Genomic DNA, 15206 nt, shown 5'->3' with positions numbered 1-15206 from the left:
AGAGCAGCCCTCCTTGCGGGCGGTCAGGCAGGTGGAAGCCCCTCGCCCGGGGGGCCACGCGGCACGGCGCGCCAGCCCGAGGGCTGGAGGGGGTCGCGGACGCGTGCCGCAGCTCCCCGGGCGAGGGGTGTCAGAGGTTGATTTGCAGCAAGCAGTTGCAGCCGGCAACGTCGTCGGCGTCGCCGTCCGCGTCGCCGGGCCACTTCAGGCCGTTGGAGAACCTGCCGTCCAGCGCGACGGTCTCGCCGTCGAGGCGGGCATGCTCGGGCCGGGCGTTCGACCCGGTCACCCAGGTCTTGGACGGCTCGACATCGTTGACGCGGGCGATCTGCCCGGCTGCTTCCTGGCTGGCGAATCCGGCCAGCCAGGTCGCCAACCCGACCGCGATCCCGGCCGCCCGGCTGTCCACCGCAGTGGCGTAGACGTTCGCGGGGTCGCCTTCGGGGTCGAGGATTGCGGCCTCGATCTGGTCGCGGGTGGTGGTGTTGATGTTCTCGGCGCGCTGGGCCATGACCGCCGCGAGGAAGTTCACGGTGGCTTCGGGGTTGTAGTCGTCTTCGCTGTACCCGAGCGCTTGGGCTTCGGCCTTGCCGAGCGTCCCCGACACCGACAGCGCCACCCGGTGCAGGTCGTCTGCGAGCTCACGGTTCCAGCGGTCGGTGTCCCAGTCGCCGCCGCGCCCGTACTGGTCCGCGGAGCGCTGCCGCTCGAAGAACCGGCGCAGTACGGCGGCCACTTGGTCGGCTTGGCGATCCGTCACCGCGGCCTTCAGCAGGATCAGGTTTCTCTTGGCGGGGGTGGGCTTTGCGGACGCTGCGGCCGGTTGGTCGGGTGCGGAGTCGCGCGGGGACGCTTGCCCTCCCACAAGAACGTTGAGCGGAACGACGAGTCCGTCTCCGTCGTCGACGGCCGGCATATTGCGCAGCGCCCTGGCCTCGTTGGCGCTCATCCACGGACGGCCGACGCTGGATTGCAGTGCTTGGGTCTGCTCCTCGAAGCTGCCTTGCAGCTTCTCTTCGATGTTGAACTCCAAATACACGTCCGGCCGGGAGTCGAAGCGCGGGACGAGGAACGCGTTGAGGCGGTCTTCGATCTGGGCCAGGATCGGGCCGAGGGTGTCGCCGTAGAGCATCCGGCGGAACTCGCGCACGTTGCTGTAGTTGGCGTTGTCGAGCAGCCCGATCATGGTCGGGTTGATGTGGTAGACGGATGCCACGGTGTTCAGTGCCAGCCGGGCCCCTTCGATGAACTGCATCTCGTGAGCCGAGAAGTCCACCCGGTTCAAGGTCATGCCGTCTTCAAGTAGCGGCGTCCCGCCAACACCAGGGCCTTGCCCGCTGTAGCGGGCTTCCCAGTCGAGCTTGAACTGTTTGCGAGCCTCGTCGGACCACAGCGGCGCACCGGCCGGACGGGACAGGACCGAGCCGACCTTGCCGCCGCGCTGCCACACCGATTCGCGGTACCGCGCGGCCTGGACCTGCTCGGCCAGGATTTCGCGCAGCGCCGCGACCGGCGAGGAGCCGACCGCCAGCGCGAGCGGGGACCAGCCATGGAATTCGAGAATGTTCGCGGCGGGGACGTCGACGGTCTCGCCCTTGTCGTTGACCCGCACCCGGTACAGCTCCGGGCCGAGCGCATCCCCGCCCCACGACGTCACCCAGCCGACCGGTAGCCGCGACAGCGGCTGTTCCGGGTCGGAGCTGGTCAGCCAGTACGCCTTGTCGTACAGCGCCAGGTCGGCCACGAGTCCGTAGATCAGCTCGTAGCTGGTGGTGCCCCGGTTCGGGCGGGCAAGCACCTGGCCTACGCCGTCGCGGATGCGGCGGCGGTCGACGTCGTCAACGCGCTGGAAGGCGTGCAGGCCGAGTTGGGCGATGTTGCGGGCCAGGAACGTCACGACTGTGCGCAGGTAGGGCTGCGTGCGCCACATCTCCGCTGGCGACAAGCCCAAGATTCGCTGGTACTCGTCGGCCGACAGGCGCCATGCGCCGTACCAGTCACCGGGTGTGCCGGGCCAGGTCGCGACGGCTTGGGTCTTCCGGAACCGGTCGAACAGACCCATCAGAAGACCTCCAATCTCGCGGCCTCGTAGGCACTCACCGGGGGCGGTTCGGGCATGCCGTCGGTCAGGCACCACAGCGCGGCTGTCACCGCGACCAGCGGGGATACGTCGGTAGGTGATCCGCGCCGGTCCCACACCCACGCGTCACCGACAGGGCGGGTGGAGGCGGTTGCGGCGGCGAGGTTCAGTGCCGGCTGATCGCGATGCCGTAAACCGATGGAGATGTCGCCTTCGCCTACGGCGGCGCGGACCCGGTCGTAGAAGGCACCGGCCGCACCGCCGAGGTCTCCGCCGCCCCACGGGACGACTTGAACTCCGGCTTCGGTCAGCGCGGCAGCCAGTCCAGACACAGGAGCGCCCCGGGCCTGCAACGCGACGGGTGCTCCGCGGACGTCGGCTGACCGCTCCGGGGACGTCAGCCAGTCCGCCAGCCACTCGGTCCCGGCACGCCGCGCGATCAGCTCGACGTGGTACAGCCCGTCCGGGCGCACCGTTGCCAGCGCGACATAGGCATAGGCCCGGTCCCACGAGACATCGACGCCCAGTGCAACGGTGGCGTTCGTGGCGCGGGAGCTGTCCGGGTCGGCGCTGGCCTCCCACGCACCTGGAGGGAACGGTCCTTCCAGGGTTCCGTCCGACCATTGGCACAGAACCTCGGTGCGGAAGATCCACTCCGGGTCGGTCCGGGCCGCCGAGGTGATGGTGCGTTCGGTGATCGTGTGGCCCAGTGACGGGTTTGCCTGGGCCCAGGCTGTCCGGTCGCGCAGCTCCGAACCGGGCGCGGCAGACCATTCGAAGATCGCGAGGGAGTCGTCATCGTCCGCGAGGGTGGCTTCTTCTTCTGCCGGCCGGAGATCTTCGTCTTCGCGGTTGATGCCGTCCGGGTCACCGAGCGCGAGATGCGCCATCTTCCGCAGGTACCGCAGCACGATCGAGGTGGAGTCTCCGGCGTTGCTCATCGCGAGGATGAGCGCCATGGCGCGGGCCATGGTGGTCTTGGTGATCGCACCCCACGCGTCCCAGGACTGGTGCTCGCGTAGCTCGTCGAGGAGCACGAGGTCACCGGTCAGGCCCCGCCCGGCACGCCGGTTCGCGGCCTTGACCTTGTACCGCTCACCGGTTGTGAGAACCAGCGACTTCTTGCCGTTGACCCGGATAACGTGCTGTTTCAGCGCGTCGAGTTCCGGGGTCTCCTCAACGAGGTCGACCGCGCCCTGCCAGATCTCCTCAGCAACGTCGAGGTCTTGCGCGGTGCCGATGACCAGCGGGACGCCGTACACGTACATGAACCACAGCGCGATGATCTGGCTGAGCGTCGACTTGCCGTTCTGCCGAGCGATCAGCACCACGACAGTGCGGAACCGGAGCGTGCCGTCAGTGCGCAGCTCCAGCATGTGAATCAGCAGCCACCGCTGCCACGGCAGCAGCTCGATCTCCAGCACGCCTTCGGCGAACTCGATCACGCTGAAACCGAGCGAGGTCTCCCGCGTGAGGGGCCGCAGCGGCGGCGTGTAGATGCGAGGCTCCTCGCACCCCAGCAGCATCAGCTGGAGCGCTTCGCGCCCTGGATCGCGCGCAGCTGGGCGAGCTTGCCGTCTTTGGGCGCGGCCGGTGCCGGGCCGTGGGCGCTGGCGCGGCTGGCCGGGGTCGCCAGCATCTCCCGCAGCACGTTCAGCATGTGCGGCACGAGATACAGCGCCTTGGTCAGCTCCTGGCCTTCGCCGGTAGCTACCGCTTCGTCCACCCGGTCAGCGATCTTGCGGCCCGCTTCGACCAGACCGGCATCCCAGCCAGGGTTCACTTCCGCGCTGGTCTTGGCGGACTGGTCGAACGCGTCACGCATGGCGTGCTCGTTGGTCTTGGGGACGGCTGCGACCTTCTCGCGGCGCTCGCTGATCCGCAGCACCCGGTCAACCGCGTCCAGCTCGCCCTTGACCGCGCGCGGCCACAACGCGGCGTGCAGCCGGTCCAGCCGGTCAGCCTCCAGCGCACGCTGGAACTCCGGGTCTTGGGCCGACAGGGCCTGATCGAACAGTGCCTTCGCGGCCTGCGGAGTCAGGCCGAGCTGATCGGCGATCAGGTCGAACTGAACCCCGCCCCGGCGCAGGTTGAGCACCTTCGTCGCGAGCTCCGGGTCACCGGTCACCTTCTTCACCAGTTCACCTCCGTCAGCCTCAGATCAGCGGCCAGCCGTACCGCGATGTCGTGGGTCGCGCCGTGGTCGCGGATGCGGTGCAACCGCACCCCGGGCATGTCGGCAGCCGCTTCAGCCAGTCGAGCGGCGCGGGTGGTGGCGGCCTTCACCCACTGCGGGTTCTGACGTGAACCCCGCGCTTGGCGTCGCAGCCGGCAGATCTGGTCCGGAACGTCGAGCCACACCAGATCGACCATCCGACCGGAATCCCGAGCGGCCTCGAGAAACCTCCGAGTGCCCAGCCGCTGCCCTTCGCCGAGCACCAGGGGGTGATGGGAGGTGGCGATCCAGCGCAGCGCGTGCGGATGGATGTTCATGGCCAGGGCGTCGGTGCCGGAGAAGCTGGCACGGTGACGGCCGAGTTCGGCCCCGATCAGCCGGTCGGCGTGGAACAGCTCGTCGCGGGGCATCCGCTGGTCGTCGCGGAACACCCGCAGCCACACCGGAGGGATCAAAGCGCCCATCAGCGTGGACTTGCCCGAGCCGGGCGGACCGACCAGGTAGATCAGGCGTCGCACGGCGTCGACCCGGCAATAGCCGCCCGGACCTTCGGGCTGGAGACCACGTCGACCACCAGGTGCACGCGGTCCACGCCGGTCGGGTTCACCACGGCGTGCGGCTTGCGGGCGTCGAGGTAGTAGCAGCGCCACGGCTGAAGGTGCGTCGCGATCTCGCGACCGGACAGGTTCCAGGAGTGCATCTTGATCGCCGGGTTAGTGATCAACGGGATGTGGAACCGGACGATCTGCCCGTCGCGGGTGCCTGCGTTGCGGTCGGTAATGTCGGTGTGGCGGCCGAGCTTTCCGCCCTTGCCTCCACGCCCGGCCATGCGCAGCAGCCGGACCCGTTCGAGCCGGTCCCACCAGTCCACCGACTCCACCAGCTCGCGGATGCACGGGGTCTGGTCGGCCAACACCGTCCAGTCACAGCGGTAGGCGGCTGACTCGGGGTGCTCGTTCTGCCAGCTCCGTGGCATCTCCGAGGGCTTGATGCCCCAGCGGGGGTCATCGGTCTTGAAACCGCGCAGGCTGACCGCCGACCAGGAGCCGTCGCTGTAGTAGGGGAAGTCGTCGTGCCACTGGTTCACCGAGTCCAGCTCGGCCAAGATCGCCTGCTGGTCGGACGGCGCGACCGTGAAGCCGGGCAGGCTGGTCACCGTCATCAGGTCGGCCGCAGCCAGCCCGTCGATATCACCTGGGCGCGACCACACGCCGATGACTTCCGAGGCGGACGTGATCCGCCACGTCTTCAAGGGTCGGCCCTGGCTCGCGAGGCCGGCAGCGAGCTCAGTGTCTTCGACGTAGCCCATGACGTAGTCGAAGCGGTCGAAGTCGGGCACCGGCGCGCCGGGAGTTCTGGCGAGATGGGTGATGACGGACGCGCCCTTGGGCAGCAAGAACTCACGGCCGGTGAAGTCCTTGCGCTTGCTGTCGCGGCCCAGCACCTTCACGACACCGAGGGTGCGGTGCTCGCCTGCTCGCCAGTCGCGCACCATCTGCGGCGAGGCAGCCAGTTCCTTGGCGGTCGGGGTCGCGAAGGCTCCGGCGGCGTACCGCTTTGAGTACTGCTGGAGGAACCGAGCGGCCTCCCGAGCGGTCTCGGTGCGCTGGTCCAGGGTCACGGTCATCAGGCGTCTCCCGCTGCGTCGAGGATGGTTCCGGTGCGCCGGTAGACGCCGCGTAGCGTCTTGTCCACGCCGGGCGCAATCGCGCTCCACGGCTCGGGGATGACGGCGTGCCAGGCGTCCAGCAGCACCGGCCGGTCGGCGGCTGGCGCGGAGTCGATCTCGGCGCGCAGCGCGGCCAGGTGCTGGCCGACGTAGTAGCGGCCTTTGCGCATGACGTTGAAGTCGCAGATGACGGTCTCGTAGTCGACCCACTTGAGTGGCACCCCGGCTGCGTGCAGTTCTGCGCGGGACAGCTCGGCGGCCCGCTCCAGCCAGGCCCGGTTCGGTTTGAGGTTGCCGTACAGGCGTTGCAGGGATTCGCGGGGTCCGCTGGACTCCCACAGGCAGCCGTCCGGCGCATCGAGCGGCCAGCCGGTCACCTTCGCCACGAATTCGGTCCATTCGAAGCTTGCTTGCCGTCCCACGCCCCAGACCTGGCGGGTGAAGGTGAGCATGCGGTTCCAGTTGCGTTCGCGGTCCGGCCCGTCGAGGGCGCTGCGCAGCCACTCGGCTTGCGTGCCTCCGGCAACGAATCCGGTGTAGGAGGTGTGGCGGAGCAACATCTTCCCGGCGTACAGGTTGCGGCGCTCGGTCATGATCGGCAGATCCGCAGCGTCGTCACGGTCCCGCGCGGTCGCCCACGCGTGCGGCGACGGCCAGCGGCTGAACGCGGTCCAGGCCGATCCGAAGTCGTCGTAGGCGTTGTACAGGTACAGCACCCACAGCGCTTGTTCCTCGTCCAGCGTGCCGGACAGGTGCAGGTGCGCGATCAGGTCGGCCCACGGCTCCACGTCGCGCGAGGCCCACTCCAGCCGGGCGAACTCGGCCAGGTCGGCAAGGGTCGCTTCGTCTCTCACATCTGCCGCCAGCGGCCAGGCCTGACCATCTTCGGTTCTCCACCGCCGCGCGGCTTGCTGTCGTCGCGATCGCCCGGCCGGGGGTCGTAGACCTCGTAGGTCATGACGCGGCCCCGGTCACCGTGCTTGCCGGTGCTGAACCGGGCGGCTCCACCCGGCGCGGGACGTGAGGACTCGTTCAAGACGCGCACCGGGTCCGGCTCGTCCGGATCACCGGCCTTGCGGCCGAGCTCGGTTTCGCGTTCGGTACGGCGGCGGGCCGCGTAGGCGGTCTCCTCGGCGAAGCTGTGGCAGTCCTTCAGGCCACGTAGCGCGTAGTACACGACCGAGACCCGGTAGCCGTCCGCGGTGAGCTTGGTCATCGGCGTGACTCCGTGGACGATCCGCTTCCCGAAGAACATCACCGTGTATCCGTCGCGGCACGGCACGACCATGTCGTACTCGGGCACGTGCAGGTGCCCGCCCCGGACACCGCGCCGGACCACGGGCATCACCGACCAGGCATCGAAGTTGTTGCCGTCGCGGTGGTACGGCAGCGACGATTCCTTGTTGATCACGCCGGACGTCCAGAGGCTGGCTTCGGTCAGACGCCAGTCCGGCAGTACCTGCTGGATGACGTCGCGGCCCATCACCTCGATCTCGGGGAACGCCTTGCCGAGCTGGCCGGCAAGAACGTCGGCGTACCGCGCGAGGTAGGCGTGGGCTTCGGGGTTGTCGCGGCCGAAGCTGGTCAGCACGCAGCCTTCGTTGCGCATCATCGGCTTGCGCGGCCGGTAGCCGAAGGTCCACGACTTGTTCCGGTTGCCGGAGGCGGCGCGGTAGTTGTCGTTCGAGCTGCCCCAGCCGATGGCCTGGATGACGCGGCGGAACCGGGCCAGGTCGGGCATGGCCAGGTGCCCCATGATCGGTTGGCCGGTCTCGCTGTCGTAGAACAGCGCGGCACCGCGGAATGTGGGCTCGACGTTAGGGACCTTCGTGCCGACGAGCTCGCTGGCCTGCTCCGGCGTCATCACCCGTGTGACCGGGATGCGCTCGACCTCGGTCATGCGCTGATGGGCTCCGTCGCGTCGGCGGTTGCCTGCGGGAACAGCGCGGCCAGGTGTGCGGCGACGGCTGCGGAGTTGGATTCCTCGCCGTACTTCGTGCGCAGCTGGTCCATGCCAGCGGTTACCCGGGCATACGTCGAGCGGTCGTAGTCGAGGACGATCAGGCGGCGGCCCTGCTCCTCGTAGCGCTCGGCGTACTCCTTCAGGTCCGTGGACTCCCACGCGTTGTCCTTGTCCGGAGACTCGGTGCCGGCCGGAACGGTCGGCTCCTTCTCCGACAGCAGCGCGACCAGGTCGTCCAGGTCGTCATCGGCGTAGCCGGTGGCGCCGAGCCCAGCGTCGGTGGCGTCCAGTTCCTTCAGAATCTCGAGCAAGTCGGCGTCGTCGTAGCTGCCCATGTCGGCGGCGCGGTTGTCGACCAGCACGATCCGCGCGGCCTGCTCGTCGTCCACGTCGACGTAGGTCGCGGCCAGCTGGTCCCAGCCGAGCTCACGCGCGGCGAACAGCGTGTGGTTTCCGGCCAGGACCTCGTTGGTTCCGCGCCGGACCACGACCGGCCGGTACTGGCCGTGCTCGGCCAGGCTCTCTTGGATGACCGCGACGTTGCCCCGGCGCGGGTTGCGTCCGTACGGCATCAGGTCCTTGATCGGGACCGCGAGGGCGGCGAGGGATTCGGGGATGTTGGTCATACGCCTGCCATCCCGTCCCACAGCGAGTTCACGGTGTACTGGATGTCGCCGTCAGCGCTGATGAAGTTGACGGCGGTGTTCTGGACGACAGCCCACGCGAACCGGTCGACGTGGCCCAACGGGTCGTTGAGCACGTTCGTGGCGAGCGTGGCGCGCAGGTTGTCCTTGCGGCTGTCTCCGCTCGACGGCTCGGAAGCCACTGCAACGGCGGCCTGCATCGCGGCGACGAGGACGCGATCCCGGAAGCCTTGCAGATGGGCTAGCTGGCCCTGGTCCAGCAGCGTCATGGGCGAACCTCCTGTGCTCGGGCGGGGGTCAGTAGATGGAGGTGACGAGGAGCTTTCCGGCAGCGCCAGCGCCTCCGGGGTGGTTGGTGCTGGAGGCGAATCCGCCCGTGCCGCCGCCTCCGGGGCTGTTGCCTGGGGCACCCGGTCCGGCACCGAAGTTCGGGAAGGCGACTTCGCCGCCGCCGTTGGGGGCTGCGCCTCCACGGCCGGTGAAGCAGCAGGTGCCGCCAATGCGGCGGCCCTTGCCGCCGTCACCGCCGTTGGCGTTGATGTGGCCTCCGGAGGCGATGCCTCCCGCGCCGTGGTTTGAGCCGGTGTCGACGTTGGACGAGATCATCAGTCGGCCGCCTTGCCCGGCCCCGGCACTGAGCGCCTTGAAGGTGCTGGCCGCGCTGCCGGGGTTGCCGTCGCCACCGGCCACGGGCGTACCGCCAGCGCCGATGAGGAACGGCTCGGAGGCGGCGAGCTCGCTGTCGGCGTAGATCCGTCGCACGTACGCGCCAGCCCCGCCGCCTCCGCCTTCGGACGTTCCGACCCCGGCTCCTTGGCCGCCTCCGCCTGCGCCGCCCGGTCCCCACAGCTCCACGATGTGGAGCCGGGCGAACGGGCTGGTCGGCTTGATGAAGTTGCCGACGCCAGCGACGGATTGGGTGAAGGTCGCGTTCGTGAGCGGTCGCAGTGCGACCCACGCGGACCCATCGTAGTACTCGAAGACGCCCAGGACGGTGAGGTAGCAGACCATGCCCGCAGCGGGCGTGGTGACCTTCGCGGCACGTTCGGCGGCGTCGACGTAGATCTGTACGACGCGCTTCTCAATGGCCTGGGCCAGATTCTGGAACGCGACCGGGCCGTTGGCTGCGTCGGACAGTGCCGGGTAGGGGAATCCCTGGTACGGCGTACTGGGCATGCGTCGACCTCCTCCGCGCGCTCGTGATCGGGGGGTGGGGTGCGAGGGGGGGATGGTTGACTCACCGGGGAGTCACCCGCCAGCTCGACGCTTCTGCGATCCCGACGCCCCTAGGCCACGGCGCGCGGAGGTGTCACCAGTGCTCTGAGGTCGTGCCGATTCCTGGCAGCGGTGCCTTGTTGCCTGCGGCTTGGTTGCAGCGCAGGTGAGCGGCAGCGAGGTTGGCCGGGTCTTCGGCAAGGTGCGGGTGCGTGGACAGAGGGTAGGGATAGTGATCTACCGAGAAGCTGTGAGGATCTGGCCACTCAAGCCGGTAATCAATGCGCTGCCCGCACCGGCAGCAGGGTCTGCGGCGGGCTCGCACCTCAGCTGCGAGCCTCAGCCACCTGCGCCCCGCGCGTCCCGCTGATCCCGTCATTCCCTTATCCACAAGGGTTTTTGGGTACGCGGAACCGCGCAGCTCCTATGTAAGCACACTTCGCGGCTCATCACGAACCCCTTGTTCTGTTGCCTGCGGCAAGGTGCTGGGCGCGTACGTCCGGCCACCACACCTGCAACCGGCCAGACGCCGGGTCCCGCTGGCTGGCCACCGCACCGGTTCGCATCCAGCCCCGCACCGTCTGCTCTGGCCGACCCGTCGCCGCGATCGCATCCGATACCGCGACGTACCGCGCTGCGCCTTGGCTGGCGAGGTGGTCGTACTTGGCTCGCTCGTAGCGACCCTGGTCGTACACCTCGCGGCAGCGTGGACAGACCCAGCGATCGTGACGGGCCTGAGCGGCGAAGACCTTCACCAGCCGTGCCCCGCAGTCCCAGCACGGAACGCGTGACACGTCCGGACGGACACCGTCGTGCAGCACGTTCTCAAGCTGCCGCACAGTCCGCGCCAGATCTGCGGACAGCTCAGCGAACGCCGGAGTCTCAGCCATCCGGTGCAACTCGCGGTCGAGGTAGTCCGCGACGCGATCCACTGTCGGTTGCAGTCCGGTGGGCTGGTCGCTGTGTTCGCGCCAGCTCTCCTCCCAGTACACGAGTACGTCCAGCACAGGAGTCGGGTCGTTCGGCAGCTCCGGAGCGGGCTGGGGCACGGGTCCAACGCGGCCACGCAGGGCAGCAGCCGGGGAGTTGAGCACGAGCGCGTCACCGCCCGGGATGCCCTCGTGGATCTTGTAGGCGTGCTGCCCTCCGTGCGCTTCCTCAGGTAGCCGGGCCGTGAGCTGGCGGATAGCGGCGAGGTTGCTCCGAGCCATGGCTACGCACTCCGGGCACGTGGCCGGGGCGTGGGTCCGGTGGCAGATCTGGCAATGCGTTTCCGGGCATGGAAGGCATCCCGGGCAGCCGTCGTTGTCGGTGCACTGGTCGAGGTGGCGTCGCGGTACGACGCGGCCGGTATCGCCACGCCGGCAGTGCCCGGTATCGGGTTTCGCCCTATAGGGCGGCGGAACTCCGATACCACCTACGGAGGCACCGGTATCAAACTGGTATCCGGGGGCGGATATCACCTCTGACCTGCGCAAAGGCCGGATACTGGTATCGGCTTCGATATCACCTAGGTGGTATCGAGGGTGGTATCCGGAGCATGGTCGCGATATCACCTGTCGTCCTCCTCGTCGGCGTAGTGGAAGGTCGTGATGCCGAAGCGCAGATCGCGCTCGATCAGGGCATCGGCGAGGGTGTTGCGGCTGACGCCTTTGCCCTCGGCGCGTAGGGCTTTGTCGACGGCGTTGAAGCTGATGTCGGTGCCTTTACCGACCCGGGTTGCGGGTCCGAACAGCTCGTCGACGTGGGCTATGACCTGGCCGTGCCGGGCCGCAACGATCGCCTGGCCGACGTGCGCTCTGACCTCGTGGCGTAGCGGGTCGGCGTGGCGCTCCAGGACCAGCACCTTCTCCGTGATCGGCATCCGGTTGGCGGTGCACTCCAACTTCAAGGTGGTGTCGGAGATCGCGGTCATGGACCAAACGGCGTCAACGTCGCCGTACTTCGCGCTCCCGCCGCGCATGCCCTTGGCCGGGTCCTTGCCGGTGTGGTCGAGACGGATGCTCGCTATCCCGGCCTGCTTGAGGGCAAGGCCGGTGTGGCGGTAGAACCCGAGCCAGGTGTCGTTCTCGTTCTCCTCGCCTTGGACCGCGCGGGAGATGGTGTCGATGACGACCACTTCGGCCTCGTGCAGCTGGCACAGCCCGAGCAGGTACAGCGCGCCGGTTTTGGTGTCGAGGCCGGGCAGGATCGGGAAGCTCAGATAGATCAGGTTGTCGAGGTCGTCGGGTTTGCGGTGCATGGCGATGAGCCGGGTCCGGACGTCTCCGCGCGGGTCGTTCTCGAAGTCCACATAGAGCACGCGCCGGGGCCGGTCGATCGTCGTACCGAGCACGGGTTCGCCCCGTGAGATCGCGACGGCGAGTTCAAGCAGCAGCAGGCTCTTGCCGACCTTCGGTGCCGAGAACAGCGCGACGAGTCGGCGCGCGGGCAGGATCGGCTGGATGATCCACTCTTCTTCGCTGTCGTCTTCCCACAGTGCGTGCCAGTCCAGCGGCGGGAACTGCTCGAACAGCGTCGGCGGCTGCGGGTCCTGGCCGGTGTCGTCGTCGGTTTCCGGTGGCGTGTAGACGGACGCGTCGGGGGTGTCGGTGTTGAGTTCGGCGACGGCACGAGGCGGGGCGGACCGGAACGCTGAGGCGAGGGTGGCGGTGGTCTCGTGCGGAGTGAGTCCGATCGCGGTCGCCATTTGGTAGAGCGCACCGTAGGTGGCGAGCTGGTCAAGGTGACCGGCGTGGACGAGCTGGGCGAGGTTGAACGCGCAGGTGTTGAGGGTGTGGTTGCGGGTGCCGGGCGTGGCGCTGGCCAGCTTCTCCAGCTCGTCAGTGAAGGCCCGGTTCGCGTAGGCCGACGCCGTACCGGGTGCGGCGGTTACAGTGGCGGCTTGCCTGGGCTCGTGGCGCGGTCGGAGCTGCTGGAGGAACACGGGCCGGTTGTCGGCCGTCACGAAAGCACCTCGGGCAGGGGCTGGAGGAAGTCGTAGGTACCGGCCGCGGTGATGGACGGCGGTACGACGACGTAGCCGCCGAGGCCGCGATAATCCACGCCGGGCAGCATTCCGGCGTAGTTGCCTTCGCCGGTGGCAGTGACGTAGACGTGCATTCCTCCGGGCCGGGGCGTGGACACGATCGCGAGCGGTTCGATGCCGGCCTCGGCCCAGGTCGGGTAGGTGCGTCCCCACGCGAGGTGGGCTTCGAGGCCGTCGAAGTCGATGACATCCACGCGGTGCCCGGTCGCGATCGCGATGTTGGCGTTCGGCTTGGTTTCGAAGGCTGCGCGGATGCGGCCGGCATCGGAGGTCGCATCGTGCAGACCGTGGGTGTCGAGGTAGGGCTTCTTCGAGCGTGGGCTGATCGGGAAGACGCGGAGGCCGCGTTCGCCGTACCACAGGGCCGCGCCCAGGATGCTGGCGCGCGGAGCCGGGGGCATCCGGTCCAGCTCGTCAGCGATCCCGAGCGCGGTAGCGGTGTCGCCCCGCTGAAGGGCCTCGAGTATCGACGTGTCGTTCACTTGCACTGTTCCTCCAGCGGTCGGCGTCCTTGGGGGCGCGCTGGTGCTAGAGCTGGTGCAGGTGCTGTTTCAGGTGCAGGAGTGGCGGTTCAGTCTTCGCGGAACGGTGGCAGCTGACCAGGGGTTTGCTGGGGACGGGCGCGGGGGTTGCCGGTCCTTGCGGTACTCGGTGCAGCGGTACTGCCACCCGAGCTGCAGCCAGTCCCCCGGCAGCCACTCGGCTGGGGTCTTCCCCGGACAGTCCGACCAGCAGGATCAGGCAGCCGTCCTCAGGTGGGCCCCGGTCGGTTTCGCCCATTGAGTCTTCGAGAGGCTGAAGCTGGCTTGGCGCAACGCTCGCCGCAAGGGGTGCCGGTGGAACCGCGATCCCGGCATGATCGTCGTACTCGCTACGCCGAATGTCGGGAGAGCAAATGAGTGACTGGACAGACCTCGCCAACGGAACGGCGGCTGCGGTCGTTGGTGTGGCTGGCATCGTGGGGACGTTCCTCGGCGGTCGCAACGCTTCCCGTGAGGCTCGACAGCACGCGCGCCTAGAAGGCATATTTGAAGGCCTAACCAGCTTGATGATCGACATCAGGTTCCACCTCCGAGGTCGCGACGACGAGGATTTTGTCGCCCTGAGCGACGAAGTTGAGGACCGGATCGTCGAACGATTCGGCGTGGCCGCGACAGGCGTGCAGCTGTATGCCGGTCCCAAGGTCGTTAAAGCTCTCAATTCCATGGTGCCGTTCTTCGATGAGGCGCTAGACATGCTCCGGACCTCCGAGAAGCTGAGTTCGAAGGTCATGCGGAAGAAGTTCGGAGTCGCTATGGACGACTTGGTCGATGCAATGCGTAGCGAGCTTGCGTTGCCACGCTTTGCATTGCGCCGCAGACGTGCTCGCTTCGCCCTACTGCGCCGCACCATCGCCAGACTTGACCCTCGTGATCGAACGGATGCTCGAGTGGGATCGTGACGAGCAGAGTCATTGGTGCAGGTGTCACCACCGCCCAATCCACGCGTGGCCTTCGAGGGAGTTGCTGAACGGTCCCTTGTCGGTGGCGCTGGCGTCGAGCGCGGCGTATGCCTCACCGCTCACACCAGCTTGTCAGGGATGCTCGCCGCAACCGGAAGCGTCGAGAGCTGCTTGCCCTTACGCCACGCGTTCCACGCCCGGTACACGAGCCCGAGCAGCATTGGGCCGTTGCGGCGGGTGCCCTCGCGGCGCAGATTCTGCAACCGGCGTGCGAGTGCCAGGCGTGGATCTCCGGGGCCGTCGGTAGTCATGTTCGCCACCGAGTGGAAGAACAGGGCGCAGTCCTCGGCGTCGATCTGCGACATGCGCAGCCAGGCGATACACAGCACGGACGGCTGACCGTCGATGGCCGGATAATAGCTGCGGGCGACCTCGGCCGCACGGTGGATCGTGGGCTGCCCTTCGAGGAAGCTGACAATCTCGCTGTTCGTCGGGGTGGTGAGGCGCTGCTCGTCGGTGACGTAGCCCGCGCCCGGCTCGGACAGCGCTAGGCGCGCGGCTGCGGTGAGGATCGAGGCGTTCTTGATCCCGGCCATCGCCACTTGGTCATTGGCGGATCGCTTGACGCCGGAGTCCATCACCGCTTGCGCCTGCGGTGGCACTCCACAGACGACCAGCAGCTTGACGGGAACATCGGCGCGGATGAGCGCCTTTAGCCGGTGCCGCCCGTCGTCGAGCTCGCCCCTGGTGTTGAACTTGATCGCCTCGCCGGTGAGCTGCCAGCGGCCCTTCTTCATGTCCCGGGCATAGGCGGCCACGATCCGGTCCTTGAGGGGCCGGTTGTTGACGTGGCGCTTCAGCATCAGTGCAGCCTCCGATGGGCTGATCGTGCGGACCTCGGCCGTCAGCTCATCGGAGCTGACCACCGTAACCGGCGGGAAGACCTTCGTGGGCTGGGGGGTGTGGGTTGCGAGCATGGATATCCTTCCG

General features: G+C 68.2%; 16 protein-coding genes. 1 reads left to right on the top strand and 15 read right to left on the bottom strand.

Annotated features, from left to right (window positions below; translation table 11 throughout):
• Positions 1-130: 130 nt before the first annotated feature.
• The 14 genes from ACFVWG_RS23980 to ACFVWG_RS23915 form a co-directional block, all read right to left on the bottom strand.
• Positions 131-2062 carry a phage portal protein gene (locus ACFVWG_RS23980; protein WP_391545612.1) on the bottom strand — a complete coding sequence of 644 codons (1932 nt, stop codon included), beginning with the start codon at positions 2060-2062 and terminating at the stop codon, positions 131-133.
• The gene (locus tag ACFVWG_RS23975; RefSeq protein ID WP_391545611.1) at positions 2062-3606 is read right to left on the bottom strand and encodes a terminase large subunit domain-containing protein; all 1545 of its coding nucleotides are present in this window, start codon (positions 3604-3606) and stop codon (positions 2062-2064) included. Before ACFVWG_RS23975 ends, ACFVWG_RS23980 begins: the two co-directional genes overlap by 1 nt.
• Complete coding sequence (locus ACFVWG_RS23970) at positions 3606-4217, bottom strand: hypothetical protein (RefSeq protein ID WP_391545610.1); 612 nt, start codon at positions 4215-4217, stop codon at positions 3606-3608. The genes ACFVWG_RS23975 and ACFVWG_RS23970 overlap by 1 nt, the downstream gene beginning before the upstream one ends.
• On the bottom strand, positions 4214-4774 hold the full coding sequence (locus ACFVWG_RS23965; protein ID WP_391545609.1) for a P-loop-containing protein: 561 nt from the start codon (positions 4772-4774) through the stop codon (positions 4214-4216). Before ACFVWG_RS23965 ends, ACFVWG_RS23970 begins: the two co-directional genes overlap by 4 nt.
• Positions 4762-5883, bottom strand: a complete 1122-nt coding sequence (locus tag ACFVWG_RS23960) for an aspartyl/asparaginyl beta-hydroxylase domain-containing protein (protein WP_391545608.1) — start codon at positions 5881-5883, stop codon at positions 4762-4764. Before ACFVWG_RS23960 ends, ACFVWG_RS23965 begins: the two co-directional genes overlap by 13 nt.
• Positions 5883-6779, bottom strand: a complete 897-nt coding sequence (locus ACFVWG_RS23955) for a hypothetical protein (protein WP_391545607.1) — start codon at positions 6777-6779, stop codon at positions 5883-5885. The genes ACFVWG_RS23960 and ACFVWG_RS23955 overlap by 1 nt, the downstream gene beginning before the upstream one ends.
• Positions 6776-7825, bottom strand: a complete 1050-nt coding sequence (locus tag ACFVWG_RS23950; protein ID WP_391545606.1) for a hypothetical protein — start codon at positions 7823-7825, stop codon at positions 6776-6778. The genes ACFVWG_RS23955 and ACFVWG_RS23950 overlap by 4 nt, the downstream gene beginning before the upstream one ends.
• Positions 7822-8514, bottom strand: coding sequence for a ParB/RepB/Spo0J family partition protein (locus ACFVWG_RS23945; RefSeq protein ID WP_391545605.1), 693 nt, complete (start codon positions 8512-8514; stop codon positions 7822-7824). The genes ACFVWG_RS23950 and ACFVWG_RS23945 overlap by 4 nt, the downstream gene beginning before the upstream one ends.
• Positions 8511-8801 carry a hypothetical protein gene (locus ACFVWG_RS23940; RefSeq protein WP_391545604.1) on the bottom strand — a complete coding sequence of 97 codons (291 nt, stop codon included), beginning with the start codon at positions 8799-8801 and terminating at the stop codon, positions 8511-8513. Before ACFVWG_RS23940 ends, ACFVWG_RS23945 begins: the two co-directional genes overlap by 4 nt.
• A 28-nt stretch (positions 8802-8829) precedes the next feature.
• A complete protein-coding gene (locus tag ACFVWG_RS23935; RefSeq protein ID WP_391545603.1) occupies positions 8830-9708 on the bottom strand; it encodes a hypothetical protein in 879 nt (292 codons plus the stop codon).
• Between the two features lie 133 nt (positions 9709-9841).
• The gene (locus ACFVWG_RS23930) at positions 9842-10126 is read right to left on the bottom strand and encodes an HNH endonuclease (protein WP_391545602.1); all 285 of its coding nucleotides are present in this window, start codon (positions 10124-10126) and stop codon (positions 9842-9844) included.
• 70 nt (positions 10127-10196) lie between these two features.
• A complete protein-coding gene (locus ACFVWG_RS23925; protein ID WP_391545601.1) occupies positions 10197-10958 on the bottom strand; it encodes a hypothetical protein in 762 nt (253 codons plus the stop codon).
• A gap of 341 nt (positions 10959-11299) precedes the next feature.
• Positions 11300-12694 carry an AAA family ATPase gene (locus tag ACFVWG_RS23920; RefSeq protein WP_391545600.1) on the bottom strand — a complete coding sequence of 465 codons (1395 nt, stop codon included), beginning with the start codon at positions 12692-12694 and terminating at the stop codon, positions 11300-11302.
• Complete coding sequence (locus tag ACFVWG_RS23915; RefSeq protein WP_391545598.1) at positions 12691-13257, bottom strand: bifunctional DNA primase/polymerase; 567 nt, start codon at positions 13255-13257, stop codon at positions 12691-12693. The genes ACFVWG_RS23920 and ACFVWG_RS23915 overlap by 4 nt, the downstream gene beginning before the upstream one ends.
• Before the next feature lie 413 nt (positions 13258-13670).
• Here ACFVWG_RS23915 and ACFVWG_RS23910 point away from each other — a divergent pair, with 413 nt between their 5' ends.
• Positions 13671-14216 carry a hypothetical protein gene (locus tag ACFVWG_RS23910; protein ID WP_391545597.1) on the top strand — a complete coding sequence of 182 codons (546 nt, stop codon included), beginning with the start codon at positions 13671-13673 and terminating at the stop codon, positions 14214-14216.
• A gap of 119 nt (positions 14217-14335) precedes the next feature.
• On the opposite strand, the gene ACFVWG_RS23905 is transcribed toward ACFVWG_RS23910, so the two are convergent.
• On the bottom strand, positions 14336-15193 hold the full coding sequence (locus tag ACFVWG_RS23905; RefSeq protein ID WP_391545596.1) for a hypothetical protein: 858 nt from the start codon (positions 15191-15193) through the stop codon (positions 14336-14338).
• Between the last annotated feature and the right edge of the window lie 13 nt (positions 15194-15206).

The organism is Kribbella sp. NPDC058245, from assembly GCF_042882005.1.
Classification (GTDB): domain Bacteria; phylum Actinomycetota; class Actinomycetes; order Propionibacteriales; family Kribbellaceae; genus Kribbella.
This window is presented reverse-complemented; position numbering and strand designations above follow the sequence as displayed.